The following is a 17,263-nucleotide window of genomic DNA, read 5'->3' on the forward strand; positions in this document are numbered from 1 at the left end:
CCCTCGATACAGCACGGGCGGATGCCGGCGGCGGGGCGGGCGGGGTTCCGGGCACGGCAGGGCGGATGCCGGGCTCTCGTCAGCCCGGCGCGGGCTCCGCCGCCGCGTGCCGGGCGCGTGCCACCGCGACGACGGCGGCCAGCGCCGCGAGCGCGGCCCACAGCGTGAGGCCGATCGCGGCCTGCAGCACCGCGTGCAGCGATCCGCCGAGCAGTGCCTGCGTGCCCTGCAACCCGAGGCTCAGCGGCAGCAGCCCGAGCGGCGTCGCCGCGATCGATCCGGCGGTGACGGCTCCCATCGTGCCGGCGGCCACGACCTGCAGCCCGAGGGCGATCACCGATATCACGAGCCCTCCCCGCCCGAAGAGCCCGCAGAGCGCCTGATGCACCAGTGCGAAGCACACCGCCATGATGACGGTGAGGCCGAAGGCCACGGCCACGCGATCGGGCGCCACGCCGAGGATCGCGATGCCCACCCAGACCAGCACCGCCTGCACGACGCCGACGGCGACCGCCACGACCGCGGCGTCGCCCGCGATGCGGCGTGCCGACGCGGGGGTGGCGAGCGCGGCACGCGAGAACGGGGCGATCACGAGCGAGGCGGCGAGGGCACCGAGCCACAGGGCCACCGGGGCCAGCGCGGCGACCGCGGCGGCGCGCCCCGTCGGCGGCCCGCCCGCGGCGGCGGTGTCGACGCCGATCGGGTCGGCGACGACCCCGGCGATCTTCTTCTGCTGGTCGGCGGTGTAGCCGGGGATGTCGGATGCCGCGGTGTCCAGTCCGTCGGCGAGTTCGCCGGAGCCGTCGGCCAGTTCACCGAGGCCGGCCTGCAGCTCGCCCGCGCCCGCCGCGAGCTCACCGGCGCCCGCGGCCGCGGCGGCTTCGGCCGCGGCGACCTCGCCGAGGCCCTCGGCGACCGGGCCGGCGACATCCGCCACGACGTCCGCGCCCACCGAGAGGGCGGCGGCGTCGAGCGCATCGCCGGCCAGCACGCCCGTGTGCTCCTGCAGCTGAGCGGCGACACCGGCCGCACCGCCGCGGAGCGCGTCGATCTCGTCGAGCAGCTCACCGGCGGGCAGCGTGGGGTCCAGGGCGATGAGGGCTTCGAGCTCGTCGATGGCGAGCACGCCCAGATCCTGGGCCAGGGCCAGTTCCTCGGCGCGCACGGCCTCGGCTCCCAGCGAGCCCGCGAGCTCGGCCGCGTCGGCCGACGCCGCGCCACTGAGGGCGCCCAGATCGCGCGCGCCCTGGGGCAGCGCCTCGAGCACACGGGCGATCTCGCCGATGCCGGTGCCGAGCTCGGCGGCTCCGGTCTCGAGCGCCGCGGCGCCCTCCCCGGCCGCGTCGATGCCCTCCGTCAGCCCGTGCGCGCCCGTCGCGGCCTGACCGATGCCCGTGCGCAGATCCGCGAAAGCCCCGAGCGTGCCCGATACGTAGCCCGAGGTGAGGTCGGCGGCGACCCCGTGCGGCAGGCCCGTCGCGAGGGCGTCGGCCACCACTGCGCTCAGATAGCCGTGCGCGGTGCTGGTCTGCACGTGCAGGCGTGCCCGGGCAGGATCGTCCGTCGCCATCGTCGCGACGTCCTTGGAGAAATGCGCCGGGACCGTCACGACTGCCTGAAACGCCCCCGACGACAGGCCCGCATCCGCCGTGGCGGCGTCGGTGAGCGTCCATGCGAGCCCGTCGTCGGCGGTGAGCAGGTTTTCGGTCAGCAGCTTGCCGGCGGCGACGGGCGCGCCGGCATCCTCGATCGGGACATCGAGGTTGACGATCGCGGCCGGGACCGTCTCTGCGCTGCGGTGCGGCAGCATCGCGAGCAGGATCAGAAGCGGTGCGAGCACCGCGAGCGCGACCACGGCCATGGCCCGCCACCGGCGGCCGGGGGTGGCGGGCACGAGGCTCCAGAGGCGGGTCATGTGCGGCTCCCTTCCGGCGCGTGGGGCACGGGATCGTCCTCGGGCGTCGACGCGGTGGGGGCATCACCCTGCGCGACGGCACGCAGCGGGGCCTGCACCACGACCACATCGCGATCGGTCACCGGCGCGAACGACTCATCGGCGGCGAGTACCACCGTCGCGCCATCGTCGAGCTGCGCGAGCACCCCGGCGCAGAGGGAGGCGGGGCGACCGCGCAGGTCGAGCACGATGATCGGAAGCCCCGACGCGCTCGCGGCGGCCACGCTCAGCAGCCACCGCGGCGCATCCGCGAGGCGCGCCGTGGGCGTGCGGGGACCGATGAGGGCGGCGGGGCCGTCCGGGGCCGCCTCGGCGAGGATGCCGGTGAGCCGGTCGAAGACCTCGGCGGCCACGCGCGTGCGCGCCGCGCGCTCGCGACGGCTTACCCCGGCGAGCCGCAGCAGGGACCGCAGGGCGTCGAGCACCGTCTCGGCGTCCGGCGGCGGCGCCGTCGCCGCCACGTGCGCGGTGCGCGCGGCGAGCGTCGCGCGCTCGAAGGGGAGCAGCCGGCCGTCGACGGCGACGTCGCCCTCCACCGCGCCGGTGCGTCCCGCGAGCCCCGCGCACACCTCGCCCGCCGCGGCGCCGCGCACGAGGAGGAGGCCGCGCGGCGGCAGCGCCAGCGTCAGCGGCGCCGAGCCGCCGATGCGCGCGTCGCGGGTGTGGATGCCGGTGGAGCGATCGCCGTCCCCGGCGAGCCAGGTGCGCTGGCCCAGCATCCGCTGCACGGCCTCGCCCTCGATGTCGGCGTCGGGCAGCACGCGGGCGAGCCACCCCGGCAGCCACCATGCCCGGTCGCCGAGGAGGGCCATCAGAGCCGGCACCAGGGTCATGCGCACGACGAAGGCATCGATGAGCACGCCGACGGCCAGCGCGAGCGCGATCGGCTGGATGATGGCGCTGCCGCCGGGCACGAACGAGAAGAACACCGAGAACATGATCAGCGCGGCCGCCGTGACGACCCGGGCGGACGCGGCGAAGCCCGTTCGCACCGATGCCGCCGCGTCGCCCGACGCCGCGTAGCGCTCGCGCATGCGCGAGACGAGGAAGACGTGGTAGTCCATCGCAAGTCCGAACAGCACCGCCATCACGAGGATCGGCATGAAGCTGATGACCGGTCCGACCTTGCCGACGCCGAGGAGGCCGGCTGCCCAGCCCCACTCGAAGATCGCGGTCGCGACGCCGAGCGCCGCGCCGACGGTCAGCAGGTAGCCGAAGGTCGCCGTCAGCGGCACGGCGATGGAGCGGAACATGACGGTCAGCAGCAGCACGCACAGCCCCACCACCACGAGGGCGAAGGGCACCAGGGCGGCGGCGAGGCGGGCGGAGATGTCGATGGCCAGCGCGGTCTGCCCGGTCACCTGGAACGTGAAGCCGTTGTCGGCGTCGAACCCGGATGCCATGCCGCGCAGCCTCTGCACCAGGTCGCCGGTCTCGGCCGAGGCGGGGGCGCTCGTCGGCGTGATGGTCAGCACCGCCAGGTCGAGGGCCTCGTTGGGGAAGGCCTGCGAGACAGAGGCGACGCCCGACACGTCGGTGAAGGCGTCATCGAGCGCGTCGAGCGCGGTCTCGATGTCGAGCGTGCGCGAGATGTCTGCGGTGACCAGCAGTGGGCCGTTGAACCCCGGGCCGAACCCCTCGTCGAGCAGGTCGTACGCCACGCGCTGCGGTGAACCGGCCGGGTCGTACCCCGCATCCGGCAGCGTCAGTCGCATGCCCGCCGCCGGCGCGGCCAGGGCGAGCAGCGCGACCACGATCACGCCGACGGTCGCCAGCGGCACACGCGTCGCGAGGCGCACCCAGGCCGGTCCCCGGCCGGCGGGGTCGGATGCCGCCGGCGCGGCCCGGCGCGGCCCGGCGCGGCGTTCACGCTCCCGGCGTTCGCGAGGCCGGTGTTCACGAGGCCGGTGTTCACGAGGAGCAAGGCGATGCCCGAACAGCGCGAGGATGGCGGGCAGCAGCGTGACGGCGACCGCGAGCGCCGCGAGCACGGCCGCCGCCGCCCCGAGCCCCATCACCGTCAGGAACGGGATGCCCGCCACGGCGAGTCCGAGCAGGGCGATCATCACTGTCATTCCGGCGAAGACGACCGCCGTGCCCGCCGTCGCGATCGCGACGGCGACGGACTCGGCCGGCGGCATCCCCTGCCGCAGATTGTCGCGGTGCCGGGAGGTGATCAGCAGCGCGTAGTCGATCCCGACGGCCAGCCCCAGCATCGTGGCGAGCACGGGCGCCGTGGCCTGCACCGGCGCGAAGGCCGCGACGATCGTGATCGAGCTGGTCGCGACGCCGACGCCGATCGCGGCCGTGACGAGCGGCATCCCCGCCGCCAGCAGCGACCCGAAGGTCACGGCCAGCACGATGAACGCCACCAGCATCCCGACCGCCTCGGTCCAGTCGACGCCCCCGGATGCCGCCGAGGCGATCCCCGAGACCGCCACCTGCAGGCCCGCGTCCGTCAGCGGCGCGGTCGCCTCGTCCACCGCGTGCACGAGGGAGGCGGGCACCGCGTCCGCGGCGACCGTGAGCTGCGCCGAGATGAACACCATGCGCCCGTCGTCGGACACCTGAGCCGGCGTGCCCGTGCCGGCCGGCGTCGAGCCGCTCGCCGACATGGGGTAGGGGCACGTCACCGCCGAGACGTCGGGCGCTGTCGCAAGCGCCTCACAGGCGGTCGAGATCGCGTCGGAGTGGTCGGCGATGCTCTCGCCATCGGGGGCCGCCACGACGACCCGTCCGCTCGCCCCGCTCAGCTGCGGAAAGCGCTGCTCGAGCGCGTCCAGCGCCGTCTGCGCCTGCGTGCCCGGGATGTCGAAGGAGGACTGCAGGTTGTTGCCGAGCGCACCGGCGGCGCTGCCGCCGCCGACGGCGAGCAGGATCCAGACGATGAGCACGGCCCAGCGGTGGCGTGCCGAGAATCGGCCCACGCGGTACAGAAACGAGGACACCGGCGCCTGATTCCCTTTCCCGGGTCCCCACCCGACGTCCCCATCTGTCTGCTGTCGGGTCTACTCTCGCAGAACCGCGTCGAACCTTTCGGCAGCCACGGCAACTCCGGCCAGTCGCGCCTCCGACGCTTCGGCGGCCGTCAGTGTGCGGTCGGGGGCACGGAAGCGCAGCGCGAAGGTGAGGCTGCGCCTGCCCTCGGGCACCCCGTGGCCGCGGTAGTCGTCGACCAGCCGCACCGACTCGAGCAGCGGGCCCGCACCCTCGACCAGGGCATCCCGCACGTCGGCCGCGGCGACGCCCGCGTCGAGCACCAGCGAGACGTCCTGCGTCGCGGCGGGATAGGTCGACAGGGATGCCGCGGCCACCCGCTCCCCCGCCAGCGAGACGAGCAGGTCCAGGTCGATCTCGGCGACGACGACGCGGCCGGGCAGGTCGGCGTTCTCCGCCACCGCGGGCAGCAGCTCGCCGATATAGCCGACCTCCGTCCCCGATACTCGCAGCACGCCGGTGCGGCCGGGATGCAGGGCGGCGCGCTCGCTCTGCGCGACGTCGATCTCGACGCCGGCGGCCGCAGCGATCACCCGGGCGGCGTCGAGCGCGTCGCCGAGACCCGCCGGCTCTGCCGCGCGGCCGGGATGCTTGGCAGCGATGTTGCCGGCGAGCAGCACCGCCACGTGCCGGGGCTGCGGTGGGATCGACGCGTCGAGCGCCGCGAGCGTCGCGGCATCCGGTCGCACCGCCAGCGGCGGGACGCTGTCGGTGCCGTACGCGACGCCCGTCGCCGGCGCGAATGTCGTCCCGACCTCGAACAGCGCCAGGTCGGTCAGCCCGCGGGCGAGGTTGCGGTGCGCGGTCTGCAGCAGACCGGGCACGAGCGACCGGCGCAGGAACGGCGCCTGCCCGTCGAGCGGGTTCGCGAGCTTGATGCTCGGCAGCGACCCGCCCGTCGCCGACCCGTGCAGGTCGTTCGCCTCGGCGGTGGTGAAGGGGAACGACGGGGTCTCGACGTACCCGGCCGCCGCCAGCGCGTTCGCGACGCGCCGGCGCGCCTGCTGCGCCGGAGTCAGACCGCGGCCCGACGGCGGCAGCGGCAGCACCGACGGGATGCGGTCGTAGCCGGTGATGCGCGCCACCTCTTCGGCGAGCGTCCACATGTCGGTCAGATCCGGGCGCCAGGAGGGCGGGATGACGCTCCATCCGGAGGAGGTCTCGGTCACCTCGCACCCGATCAGACGCAGCGCGTCCTCGACCTCGGCGGCTGTGTAGTCCACGCCGATCAGACCCGGCACGAACCCGGCCGCCAGCGCGATGTCCCTGCCGGCGTGCTCGGCGCGCAGGGCGCCCCCGAGCAGGTCGACCGTGCCGCCGGCGAGCTGCACCATCAGGTCGACCACGCGCTGGGCGGCGACCGCCGACACGAGCGGGTCGACGCCGCGCTCGAACCGCCGCGAGGCCTCGGAGGGCAGCTTGTGGCGACGCGCCGTGCGGGCGATCGAGACGGGATCGAAGACGGCGGCCTCGACGAGGACGTCCGTCGTGTCGGCGCCCATCTCGGTCGTCGCGCCGCCCATCACGCCCGCCAGGCCGATGGGGCCGGACGCATCCGTGATCAGCAGATCCTCGGCGTGCAGACTGCGCACCTGCCCGTCCAGGGTCTCGAGCGTCTCGCCCGGCTGCGCGCGGCGCACCGTGATGCCGCCCGTGAGCTTGTCGAGGTCGTAGCCGTGGATGGGGTTGCCGAGCTCGAGCATGACGTAGTTCGTGATGTCGATCAGCACGCCGAGCGAGCGGATGCCGGCGAGGGCGAGCCGTGCGAGCATCCACGGCGGGGTCGGGGCCCCGGCATCCACCCCCCGCACGACGCGCACGACGAAGTCGCTCGCCCCGGGCCGTCCGCGGATCGGCGCGGGGTCCTCGACCGCGAGCGCGAAGCCGTCGCCGGGTTCGACCTCGTCCCACGGGCGCAGGCCCGGGTCGCGGAAGGCCGCGCCGGTCGCGTGCGAGTACTCCCGGGCGACCCCGCGGATCGAGAGGGCGTAGCCGCGGTCGGGGGTGACGTTGATCTCGACCGCGACGTCGTCGAGGCCGAGCAGCGCGATCGCGTCGACGCCCGGCTCCGGATCGAGACCCAGCTCCGCCAGCCGCAGGATGCCGCCCTGCTCCTGTCCGAGGCCGAGCTCCTTCGCCGAGGCGATCATGCCGTCGGAGACGTGACCGTAGGTCTTGCGGGACGCGATCGGGAAGGGCCCCGGCAGCACCGCGCCGGGGAGCGTCACGACGACCTTGTCGCCCTCGTGGAAGTTGTCGGCGCCGCAGACGATGCCGCGGGGCTCACCCTCCCCCACATCGACCTGGCACCAGCGGATCGTCTTGCCGTTGGACTGCGGCTCCTCGGCGAACGCGAGCACGCGGCCCACGACGATGGGACCGGACAGCTCGAAGCGGTGCACGTCCTCTTCTTCGAAGCCGACCGAGACGAGCGATGCCAGCACGTCTTCGGGCGCGGCATCCGCGGGAACGTCGACGTACTCGCGCAACCATGACAGCGGAACCCGCATCAGACCACCATCCCGAACTGCTCGCTGAAGCGCACATCGCCCTCGGCCATGTCGCGCATGTCCTGCACGTCGCTGCGGAACATCAGCGTCCGCTCGATGCCCATCCCGAAAGCGAAGCCGGAGTAGACCTCCGGGTCGATGCCGGCGGCCCGCAGCACGTTGGGGTTGACCATGCCGCAGCCGCCCCACTCGATCCAGCGGGCCCCGCCCTTGAACGTCGGATGCCAGAGGTCGAGCTCGGCGGAGGGCTCGGTGAAGGGGAAGTAGTTGGCGCGCAGCCGCGTCTTGGCGTCGGCGCCGAACAGCTCGCGCGCGAGATGGTCGAGCGTGCCCCGCAGATGCGCCATCGTGATGCCCTTGTCGACGACGAGCCCCTCGATCTGCGAGAACACCGGCAGATGGGTCGCGTCGAATTCGTCGGTGCGGTAGACCCGGCCGGGGCACGCGACGTACACCGGCACGTCACGCTCGAGCATGGAGCGCATCTGCACGGGGCTCGTGTGCGTGCGCATCACCAGGTGACGGTCGACGGGGTCGACGAAGAACGTGTCCTGCATCTGCCGGGCGGGGTGATCGACGTCGAAATTGAGGGCGTCGAAGTTGTACCACTCATGCTCGAGTTCGGGACCCTCGGCGATCGCCCAGCCCATCCCGACGAAGATGTCGCCGATCTGCTCCTGCAGCAGGGTCAGCGGATGCCGGGCGCCCACGCGGGTGCGCGAGGGCAGCGCGGTGATGTCGATGCGCTCGGCTTCGAGGCGCGCGGCGGTCTCGGCCTCGGCGAGCTCGGCCTCGCGCGCCGCGAGCGCCTGCGTCACCCGGCCGCGGGCCTGACCGACCAGCTTGCCGAGTTCGGCCTTGCGATCCTTCGGCACGTCGCGCAGCCGGGCGTTGAGGGCGGCGAGGGGTGCGCCCTCGCCCTGGTGCGCTGAGCGCACCGACTTGAGCTGGGCGGTGTCGGCCGCCGCCGCGATCGCGGCGAGCGCCGCATCGACCGCGGATTCGACGGCTTCGGGCGTGATCTCGGGAGTCTCGGACACGAGAGGCGAGTCTACCGGGGCCGGATGCCGCCCTCCGGTCGGGCAAGCGGCCGCCTGCGTCGGGTGCGGGCCGCACCTGCCCGGCGCGAGCCGCCCGCCGCGTCGCCCCCGGGCGCCCCGAGTCCGCTCCCGACAGGCCACCGCTCGCCACGAAATGTCGCCTGCCGTGCCCGCAGGCGACACTTCTTGGCGACCCGCCGTGACCTGGGGCGCGATGTGGCGGCGGGGAGAGGCGGCGGGGAGAGGCGGCGGCGAGCGCGGGCGATGAGTGCGGGCCCGGAGGGCGGGTCAGGAGCGGTGCGCGAACGCGCTCTCGTAGAGACACACGCTCGCCGCCGTGGCGAGGTTCAGCGATTCGGCCTGCCCGTAGATCGGCAGGCGCAGCGCGCCGTCGGCGAGGGCGAACGCCTCATCCGACAGTCCCCGTGCCTCGTTGCCGAACAGCCACGCCGTCGGACGCGCCAGCTCCCCCGCCGCCCGAGCGGCGAGCAGGTCGTCGCCCTTGACGTCGGCCGCGATCACCTGCAGACCCCCCGCGCGCGCTCGGTCGATCACCTCGGCGAGGTCGCCGCCGAGCGAGAGGGGAACGTGGAAGAGCGAGCCGGTCGTCGCGCGCACGACCTTCGGGTGGAAGGGGTCAACCGTGCGGCCGGTGAGCACGACGGCATCCGCCCCCACGGCGTCGGCGGCGCGGATGATGGTGCCGAGGTTGCCCGGGTCACGCACCTCTTCGCAGATCGCGACGAGCCGCGGTGCAGACCCGAAGACGTCGCGCACGGATGTCGGGAACTGGCGCGCCACGGCGACGACGCCCTGCGGCGTGACCGTGTCGGCCATCGCCTCGAGCACCGCCTCGGTGACGTAGGTGATCTCGACACCGACGTCGGCGGCGGTGGTGCGCAGCTCGCCGTGCTTCTCGAGCGCAGATGGCGTGGCGAATAGATCCACGATGGTGTCGGGCCGGTATGCCAGTGCCTCGCCGACGGACTGCGGGCCCTCCAGCAGGAACGAGGCCGTCTCGGCCCGGGCGCTGCGTTTGCTGAGCTTGGCCACCGCGCGTACGCGCGGCGACCGCGGGTTCTCGAGCACACGGCAAGTCTATGGGTGCGGCCGGGCCCGCGATGTCACGCCGCGGCGGGCACCGGTCGCCACCCATCGGCACGGACGCCGCCGTTCCGCTGTCACGGATCGTCCCTGCTCGCGGGGCCCGGTGTCGATCCGTGACAGCGGAACGGGCCCGCACCCGGCTGCGGGGTCGATGTGCGACAGCGGACCAGGACCGGGGCGGCGGGGCCGGGCGGCAGGGCAACGGCCGACACGACGAGGGCCCCCGCGCCGAAGCACGGGGGCCCTCGTCGAGCAGGGAAGGGCGTTACGCCGACTTCGCCTGGTTCGTGTCGGCCGGGAGGGCCGTGCGCGCCGTCTCGACGAGCGACGCGAACGCGGCGGGCTCGTTGACGGCCAGCTCGGCCAGCATCCGACGGTCGACCTGCACGCCCGCCAGGCCGAGACCCTGGATGAAGCGGTTGTAGGTGAGACCCTGCTGACGGCTCGCGGCGTTGATGCGCTGGATCCAGAGACGACGGAAGTCGCCCTTGCGCTTGCGACGGTCGCGGTACGCGTAGACGAGCGAGTGGGTGACCTGCTCCTTCGCCTTGCGGTACAGGCGCGAACGCTGACCCCGGTATCCCTCGGCACGCTCGAGGATGACGCGACGCTTCTTGTGGGCGTTGACGGCCCGCTTGACTCTAGCCATTTCTCTTGTTTCCTATCGTGTTCGGCGCGCTCAGCGACCGAGAAGCTTCTTGGCGACCTTGGTGTCGGCCTTGGACAGGACCTCGTCGTGGTTCAGACGACGCGTGCGACGGCTCGACTTGCCCTCGAGGTTGTGGCGCATGCCGGCCTGCTGCTTCTTCAGCTTTCCGCTGCCGGTGATCTTGAAGCGCTTCTTGGCGCCCGAGTGGGTCTTCTGCTTCGGCATCTTGTCTTCCTTTGCTTCAGCCCCGGAGGGCGTCGTGGTGTGCACCCGCCGAGGCGGGAGTCGTATGGGCGTCTACTCGGCAGCCGTATCGCTGTCGTCGGAGTCGGGCCGCGGCCCGCGGGCATCCCGAGCCGCCTGCTTGTTGGCGTCGCGCTTGGCGTTCTGCTCGGTCTTGACCTCGGACTTGTTCTTGTGCGGGGCCACCACCATGACCATGTTGCGGCCATCGATGGTCGGGTTGGATTCCACGGTGCCGAGTTCGGCCACATCTTCGGCGAACTTGCGAAGCAACCGTACGCCCTGCTCGGGGCGGGACTGCTCGCGACCGCGGAACAGGATCATCGCCTTGACCTTGTCGCCGGTCTTGAGGAAGCCCTCGGCACGCTTGCGCTTGGTCTCGTAGTCGTGCTCGTCGATCTTGAGGCGGAAGCGGACCTCTTTGAGGACCGTGTTCGCCTGGTTGCGCCGGGCCTCCTTGGCCTTCTGCGCAGCCTCGTACTTGAACTTGCCGTAGTCCATGATCTTGACCACGGGAGGCTTCGAGTTCGGAGCGACTTCCACCAGATCGAGGTCGGCCTCCTGGGCGAGGCGCTGTGCGACCTCGATGCGGACGACGCCGATCTGCTCGCCCCCGGGGCCGACGAGTCGGACCTCGGGAACGCGGATGCGCTCATTGGTGCGGGGATCGCTGATGCGGAACTCCTTGTCGTGAGGTGGGGTGCACGGGACTGCGTGCGTCTACCACCCGGACACGACATGACGATCGGTTCCGGGTGCAAGGGGATGCCGCATTCCACCCGGTACGGAAAGATACTTCGACCGCCGGCTTTCCCGCCCTGACTACCGCACACCAGTGGCGTTCGGCGGAGCGAGTGACCCGGTAGCCTGGAACGGCCGACGCGGGTGGGATGCGAATCCTCTTGATGAACCGGGGCATGACACCCCGGAGCCCGCGCAAGTCTATCAGAGAGTGATCCGTGAGCACGATTCCCGACGCCGGGGGCGCTTCGCACCCCGATCCCGCCCGCCAGCAGCGCTGGGACGACCAGCAGCAGGCCGCCGCCGCGGCCACCCGAGACATCGCCGATGTGCCCGCGGTCGAAGTCATCACCACGACGGCGGTGCACCTGCTGAGCGCGGCCGCGGTGAAGGTCGGCCTCGCCGACGATCCCGGCACCCAGACCGACCTCGATGAGGCGCGCAAGCTCATCAACGCGCTCGCGGGGCTCGTGACCGCCGGCGCCCCCGAGATCAGCGACATGCACGCCCGTTCCCTGCGCGATGGACTGCGCAGCGTGCAGCTCGCTTTCCGCGAGGCCTCGGCGCACCCCGACCCGATCGGCAAGGGCCCGGGCGAGAAGTTCACGGGCCCCGTGAACTGAGGCCTGGGCTCAGGGCGCGCGTTCCAGCGCGACCGTGAGCGAGTCGACGAGCGTCGCGATGCGATCATCGGCGGCCCAGCGCTGCGCGAGGCGGGCCAGCACCGCGTCGAGCTCATGACGTTCCAAACCGGCCAGCAGCCGCAGGCGCACGACCGTCTCGGGCCCGGCGAGCCGCGCGTCCGGGTCCCCCGCGGCCAGGTGCACGTCGACGGCCGCGAGCTCGGACGAGATCGACTCGAGGAACGCCGCGCGCACGGCCTCGGAGGTGTGCGGCGGACGCCAGGGCTCGCCATGGGCCAGCGCCCAGACCGCCGGACGGCGCACGACGAACTCGGTCTCGGAACCCGGGTCGACCACGATCAGGTCGGTGCCCTCTCCGACGGCGGCCTGCGCGACACGCACGCCGGGAGTCGGGATCGGCCGGGCCGCGGCATCCCACACCGTCATCGCGGTGACGCTCGTGAAGGCGGGCATCACGGTGCGACCGTCCGGCGCCGCCACCGTCACGATCGACAGCTCCTGGGTCTTGTCGACGGTCTGCCCGGTCGGCGAGAGTCCCTCGTCGCCGCGCTCGGCCACCAGCGGGATCAGCAGGCGCACGGTGCGCAGCGCATCGACCACATGCTCCGCGCCGCAGCGGCCGGAGCGGAAGTCGGCGATCGCGGCGAGCAGCGACGGCGGTGCCGTTCCGTCATCACCGGTGTGCGGGTTGTCGCGGAACGCGCGTCCCTCCCACGGGACGCCGGCGGAGTCCCCCGAACCGGATTCCGCTGCGCAGGAGTCGCCCGGCTCAGCCGCCCGCGACATCCAGCGCCTCGGCCAGCGTGAACGCACCCGCATACAGCGCCCGTCCGACGATGGCGCCCTCGACCCCGTGCGGCACCAGATCCCGCAGCGCGGCGATGTCATCGAGGCTCGACACCCCGCCCGATGCGATCACGGGCTTCGGGGTGCGCGAGGTGATCTCACGCAGCAGGTCGACGTTGGGGCCGCGCAGTGTGCCGTCCTTGGTGACGTCGGTCACGACGTAGCGGCTGCAGTTCGCCGCTTCGAGGCGCTCGAGCACCTCCCACAGGTCACCGCCGTCCTTCGTCCAGCCGCGGGCGGCCAGCGTGGTGCCGCGCACGTCGAGGCCCACCGCGATCGCCTCGCCATAGCGGGCGATCACGTCGGCCGCCCACTCCGGGTTCTCGAGCGCGGCGGTGCCGAGGTTGATGCGGGTGGCACCGCTGTCGAGCGCCGCCTCGAGGGTCGCGTCGTCGCGGATGCCGCCGGAGAGCTCGACCTGCACACCCTTCAGCTGCTTGATCGCCTTGCGCAGCAGCGGTGCGTTGCTGCCCCGCCCGAACGCGGCGTCGAGGTCCACGAGGTGGATCCATTTCGCGCCCTGCCGGGCGAAATCCAGTGCGGCATCGACCGGGTCGCCGTGGAAGGTCTCGGTGCCGGCCTCGCCCTGCGTCAGACGCACGGCCTTGCCGCCCGCGACGTCGACGGCGGGGAGCAGGGTCAGTTCGGGTGTGGCGTTGAAGTCGTTCATATTTCCTCGTGCGTGGGCGACGGCCCGTGGGGGCGGGATGGTTCGGGCGCATACGGCGTCCGTGGGCACGAAGCCTAGATACTAGTCAGCCTCAGACCGCCGATCCAATTGGACAGCAGACGGATGCCGGCCGTGCCGGACTTCTCGGGATGGAACTGCGTCGCCGACAGCGGGCCGTTCTCGACCGCCGCGAGAAACGGCCCGCCGTAGTCGGCCCAGGTCAGCACGGGCTCGGCGAACGGGCGCTGCACCTGCAGCGACCAGTCGTGCGCCGCGTACGAGTGCACGAAATAGAAGCGCTCCTCGGCGAGCCCCGCGAACAGGCGCGAGCCGGCGTCGGGGCGCACGGTGTTCCACCCCATGTGCGGAAGCACCGGCGCGTCCAGGGCCGTGACCTCACCGGGCCACTGGCCGAGGCCGTCGGTTTCGACGCCGCGCTCGAGACCGCGGTCGAAGAGCACCTGCATGCCCACGCAGATGCCGAGCACGGGGCGTCCGCCCGCGAGACGGCGTTCGACCAGACGATCACCGCCGCTGTCGACGAGCGCCTCCATGACCGCACGGAACGCGCCCACGCCCGGCACGACGAGCCCGTCCGCGTCCCGGACGAGGCCGGGATCCGCGGTCAGGCGCGCGTCGGCCCCCGCCGCGTCGAGGGCTTTGACCGCCGAATGGACGTTGCCGGAACCGTAATCGAGCACGGCCACGAGCGGCCGGCGCGTGGCCGCCTCCGTCGTCTCGGACGCGAGGACCTCTTCCCCGGTCGGACCGCCGTGCGTCACAGTGCGCCTTTGGTGCTCGGAACACCCTCGACGGCGGCGTCGTGCGCCTTCGCGAAGCGGAACGCGCGCGCGAACGCCTTGTACTCGGCTTCGGCGATGTGGTGCGGGTCGCGGCCGCCGAGCACGCGTACGTGCACCGTCAGCGCCGCGTGGAAGGCGATCGCCTCGAACGTGTGCCGCACGAGCGAGCCCGTGAAGTGCCCGCCGATGAGGTGGTGTTCGAACCCGGCCGGCTCGCCGGAGTGCACGAGGAACGGTCGGCCCGAGATGTCGACGACAGCCTGTGCGAGGGCCTCGTCGAGGGGGACCAGCGCGTCGCCGTAGCGGGAGATGCCCGCCTTGTCGCCGAGCGCCTCGCCGATGGCCTGCCCGAGGACGATCGAGACGTCCTCGACCGTGTGGTGCGCGTCGATGTCGGTGTCGCCCGATGCGCGCACGGTCAGATCGGTGAGCGAGTGCTTGGCGAAGGCCGTCAGCATGTGGTCGAAGAACGGCACGGAGGTGTCGATGCGGCTCCGGCCCGTGCCGTCGAGGTCAAGCTCGAGCTCGACGGTCGATTCACTGGTGCGGCGCGTGCGGCTCGCGGTGCGCGTGCTCATGAGTGCGAGTCTATCGAGGCCAGCTGCTCGAGGAACGCCGTCGTCTCCTCCTCCGTGCCGGCGGTCACGCGCAGGGTGCCGGCGAGCCCGACGTCGCGCACCAGCACACCGCGCTCCAGCAGAGCCCGCCAGGTGCGCTGCGGGTCGTCCACGCCGCCGAAGAGGATGAAGTTGCTCCACGACTCGTACGGCTCGTAGCCCAGCGCCGACAGCGTCGCGCCCATCCGGTCGCGCTGAGCGACGATGTCGTCGACCATGGCCAGCATCGTGTCGGCGTGCCGCAGGGCACCCAATGCCGCGGCCTGCGTGAGCGCGCTGAGGTGGTAGGGCAGACGCACCAGGCGCAGCGCGTCGGTGAACGCGGGACTGGCGGCGAGGTAGCCCACCCGGGCGCCCGCGAAGGCGAACGCCTTGCTCATCGTGCGCGAGACCGCGAGCCGCGGGCGCTCGTGGAGCAGCGTGACGGCCGAGGGCTGATCGTGCGGGGCGAACTCCTGGTAGGCCTCGTCGACGACCACGACCCCGCGGCACGCGTCGTAGACCGCCTCGATCACCTCGAGCGGCATCGGCGTGCCCGTGGGGTTGTTCGGCGCGCAGAGGAAGACGACGTCGGGATCGGCGTCGGCCACCTGCCGGGCCGCCGACTCCGGCGTGAGGGTGAAATCGTGCGCCCGCTCGCCGGCGATCCAGTCCGATCCGACACCGCGTGCGAGCAGCGGATACATCGAGTAGGTCGGGCCGAAGCCGAACACCGTGCGTCCGGGCCCGCCGAACGCCTGCAGCACCTGCTGCAGCACCTCGTTCGAGCCGTTCGCCGCCCAGAGGTTCTCGCGCCGCAGGCCCTGGCCCAGGTAGTCGGCGAACGCCTCGCGCAACGCCACGAACTCGCGGTCGGGGTACCGGTTGACCTCCTGCAGCGCCACGGCGATCCCGTCCAGGATGTCGTCGGCCACATCCTCGGGGACCGGGTGCGTGTTCTCGTTGACGTTGAGGGCGATCGGAACACTTTCCTGCGGGGCGCCGTAGGGCGACATCCCGCGCAGATCGTCGCGTAGGGGCAGCTCGTCGAGAGGGGAACTCACCCCTCCCATGCTACGGCCGGATGTCGGCGGGGATCGCCAGTTTCTGACCCGCGTCGACGACGACCGATTCGAGCGCGTTCAGCCGCACGATCTCGTCGATCACATCGCGCGGGTCGGCGCCCGGCGCGACGCTCGCGGCGATCGACCAGAGGCTCTCGCCCGATTGCACCGTGACGGTCTCGAAGGACGAGGACCCCAGCGCGGCGGTCGCGGACGAGGCGGCAGGATCGGTCGCCGACGCCATGGCCGCCTGCGCACCGAGGGCTCCGAGCACGAGCAGCGCGGCGACAACGACGATGGTGAGCGCCGCGAGACCGCGCCGGCCGCGAGCGGTGAGCCGCAGTCGGGTGCGGGCTGCCGGAGTCGGACGGGAGGCGGCGTGCCGCGACGCGATCGGGGCCAGTGCCACGGAGTTCAGTGCGACGCTCATGGGATTCCTCCTGCATCGGGGGTTCGAAAAGCGAACCTGTGTTCCGAAGTTATCTTCGATGATGTACGAGTGTCAAGCGAGTTCTTCGATGCTCCTCGCGGGAACACGCGGACACGCTCGAACGGATGTGCCGTTCTTTCGCGCCGATTCGGATAGCCTTTCGAGCGAGCCGTCCAGCGCAGGACAAGTTGAGCAGGGGCCTCCGACATCCACCCGGCGCGCGGCGAGAGGAGAGCACGATGACCACCGTCGAGGACACGCCGACCGATCCCGACTCACCCGCCGACCCGCCTCGGGCCCGCACCCGGCGGCGCCGCAGCCTGAGCGACAAGCAGGTCGCGATCCTCGAGGTGATCCAGCGCTCGGTGCAGGCGCACGGCTACCCGCCCAGCATGCGCGAGATCGGCGACGCGGTCGGTCTGCGGTCGCTGTCGAGCGTGACGCACCAGCTCAACCAGCTCGAGCTCTCCGGCTACCTGCGCCGCGACTCGGGCAAGACGCGTGCGATCGAGATCCTGATCGACCTGCCCGGCACCTCGACCGAGAACCCCGCCGACACGAGCACTCCCGTGGGCGACGCCGCGATGGTGCCGCTCGTCGGGCGCATTGCCGCGGGGGTGCCGATCACGGCCGACCAGCAGGTCGAGGAGATCTTCCCCCTGCCGCGTCAGCTGGTGGGCAAGGGCGACCTGTTCATGCTGAAGGTCACCGGCGACTCCATGATCGACGCCGCGATCTGCGACGGCGACTGGGTCGTCGTGCGCATGCAGGCCGACGCCGAGAACGGCGACATCGTCGCGGCGATGCTCGACGATGAGGCGACGGTCAAGACGTTCCGCCGGCGCGACGGGCACACGTGGCTCCTCCCCCGCAACTCCGCGTTCGAGCCGATCCTCGGCGATCATGCGGTCGTGCTCGGCAAGGTCGTCGCGATCCTGCGCACGGTCTGACGCCGACCCCTAGCCTGGG

Annotated in this window: 16 protein-coding genes; 2 read left to right on the forward strand and 14 right to left on the reverse strand. The window is 72.5% G+C overall.

What is annotated here, in order from left to right:
• Positions 1–79 precede the first annotated feature (79 nt).
• The 8 genes from M4I32_RS02690 to infC all read right to left on the reverse strand — a co-directional run bounded on the left by M4I32_RS02690 (position 80) and on the right by infC (position 11,175).
• Entirely contained in the window at positions 80–1,915 is a 1,836-nt protein-coding gene (locus M4I32_RS02690; protein ID WP_319032950.1) for a hypothetical protein, read from the reverse strand.
• The gene (locus M4I32_RS02695) at positions 1,912–4,902 is read right to left on the reverse strand and encodes an MMPL family transporter (protein ID WP_319032951.1); all 2,991 of its coding nucleotides are present in this window, start codon (positions 4,900–4,902) and stop codon (positions 1,912–1,914) included. Before M4I32_RS02695 ends, M4I32_RS02690 begins: the two co-directional genes overlap by 4 nt.
• Positions 4,903–4,962: 60 nt before the next feature.
• Complete coding sequence (gene pheT / locus M4I32_RS02700) at positions 4,963–7,461, reverse strand: phenylalanine--tRNA ligase subunit beta (protein ID WP_319032952.1); 2,499 nt, start codon at positions 7,459–7,461, stop codon at positions 4,963–4,965.
• Entirely contained in the window at positions 7,461–8,501 is a 1,041-nt protein-coding gene (pheS, locus tag M4I32_RS02705) for a phenylalanine--tRNA ligase subunit alpha (RefSeq protein ID WP_319032953.1), read from the reverse strand. Before pheS ends, pheT begins: the two co-directional genes overlap by 1 nt.
• Positions 8,502–8,789: 288 nt before the next feature.
• Positions 8,790–9,590, reverse strand: coding sequence for an RNA methyltransferase (locus M4I32_RS02710; RefSeq protein WP_319032954.1), 801 nt, complete (start codon positions 9,588–9,590; stop codon positions 8,790–8,792).
• Between the two features lie 283 nt (positions 9,591–9,873).
• Positions 9,874–10,257 carry a 50S ribosomal protein L20 gene (rplT, locus tag M4I32_RS02715; protein ID WP_319032955.1) on the reverse strand — a complete coding sequence of 128 codons (384 nt, stop codon included), beginning with the start codon at positions 10,255–10,257 and terminating at the stop codon, positions 9,874–9,876.
• Positions 10,258–10,287: 30 nt separating this feature from the next.
• Positions 10,288–10,482, reverse strand: coding sequence for a 50S ribosomal protein L35 (rpmI, locus tag M4I32_RS02720; RefSeq protein WP_319032956.1), 195 nt, complete (start codon positions 10,480–10,482; stop codon positions 10,288–10,290).
• A 72-nt stretch (positions 10,483–10,554) separates the two neighbouring features.
• The gene (gene infC / locus M4I32_RS02725; protein ID WP_319033337.1) at positions 10,555–11,175 is read right to left on the reverse strand and encodes a translation initiation factor IF-3; all 621 of its coding nucleotides are present in this window, start codon (positions 11,173–11,175) and stop codon (positions 10,555–10,557) included.
• Positions 11,176–11,459: 284 nt separating this feature from the next.
• Between infC and M4I32_RS02730 the strand changes: the two genes are divergently transcribed.
• The gene (locus M4I32_RS02730; RefSeq protein WP_319032957.1) at positions 11,460–11,864 is read left to right on the forward strand and encodes a DUF1844 domain-containing protein; all 405 of its coding nucleotides are present in this window, start codon (positions 11,460–11,462) and stop codon (positions 11,862–11,864) included.
• A gap of 9 nt (positions 11,865–11,873) precedes the next feature.
• Here the strand turns inward: M4I32_RS02730 and M4I32_RS02735 are convergent, their stop codons facing one another.
• The 6 genes from M4I32_RS02735 to M4I32_RS02760 all read right to left on the reverse strand — a co-directional run bounded on the left by M4I32_RS02735 (position 11,874) and on the right by M4I32_RS02760 (position 16,294).
• Positions 11,874–12,671, reverse strand: coding sequence for an SseB family protein (locus M4I32_RS02735; protein WP_319032958.1), 798 nt, complete (start codon positions 12,669–12,671; stop codon positions 11,874–11,876).
• Positions 12,655–13,401 (reverse strand): bifunctional 1-(5-phosphoribosyl)-5-((5-phosphoribosylamino)methylideneamino)imidazole-4-carboxamide isomerase/phosphoribosylanthranilate isomerase PriA, encoded by a 747-nt coding sequence (gene priA / locus M4I32_RS02740; protein WP_319032959.1) that lies wholly within the window; start codon positions 13,399–13,401, stop codon positions 12,655–12,657. Before priA ends, M4I32_RS02735 begins: the two co-directional genes overlap by 17 nt.
• Before the next feature lie 74 nt (positions 13,402–13,475).
• Positions 13,476–14,108 carry an imidazole glycerol phosphate synthase subunit HisH gene (gene hisH / locus M4I32_RS02745; RefSeq protein ID WP_319033338.1) on the reverse strand — a complete coding sequence of 211 codons (633 nt, stop codon included), beginning with the start codon at positions 14,106–14,108 and terminating at the stop codon, positions 13,476–13,478.
• A 71-nt stretch (positions 14,109–14,179) separates the two neighbouring features.
• Entirely contained in the window at positions 14,180–14,782 is a 603-nt protein-coding gene (hisB, locus tag M4I32_RS02750; protein WP_319032960.1) for an imidazoleglycerol-phosphate dehydratase HisB, read from the reverse strand.
• Positions 14,779–15,873 carry a histidinol-phosphate transaminase gene (locus tag M4I32_RS02755; RefSeq protein WP_413466772.1) on the reverse strand — a complete coding sequence of 365 codons (1,095 nt, stop codon included), beginning with the start codon at positions 15,871–15,873 and terminating at the stop codon, positions 14,779–14,781. Before M4I32_RS02755 ends, hisB begins: the two co-directional genes overlap by 4 nt.
• A gap of 1 nt (position 15,874) precedes the next feature.
• Entirely contained in the window at positions 15,875–16,294 is a 420-nt protein-coding gene (locus M4I32_RS02760; RefSeq protein ID WP_319032962.1) for a LysM peptidoglycan-binding domain-containing protein, read from the reverse strand.
• 239 nt (positions 16,295–16,533) lie between these two features.
• Between M4I32_RS02760 and lexA the strand changes: the two genes are divergently transcribed.
• The gene (lexA, locus tag M4I32_RS02765; protein ID WP_319032963.1) at positions 16,534–17,244 is read left to right on the forward strand and encodes a transcriptional repressor LexA; all 711 of its coding nucleotides are present in this window, start codon (positions 16,534–16,536) and stop codon (positions 17,242–17,244) included.
• Positions 17,245–17,263 lie beyond the last annotated feature (19 nt).

Origin of the sequence: Microbacterium sp. LRZ72 (genome assembly GCF_033792225.1) — a bacterium.
Taxonomy (GTDB): Bacteria; Actinomycetota; Actinomycetes; order Actinomycetales; family Microbacteriaceae; genus Microbacterium.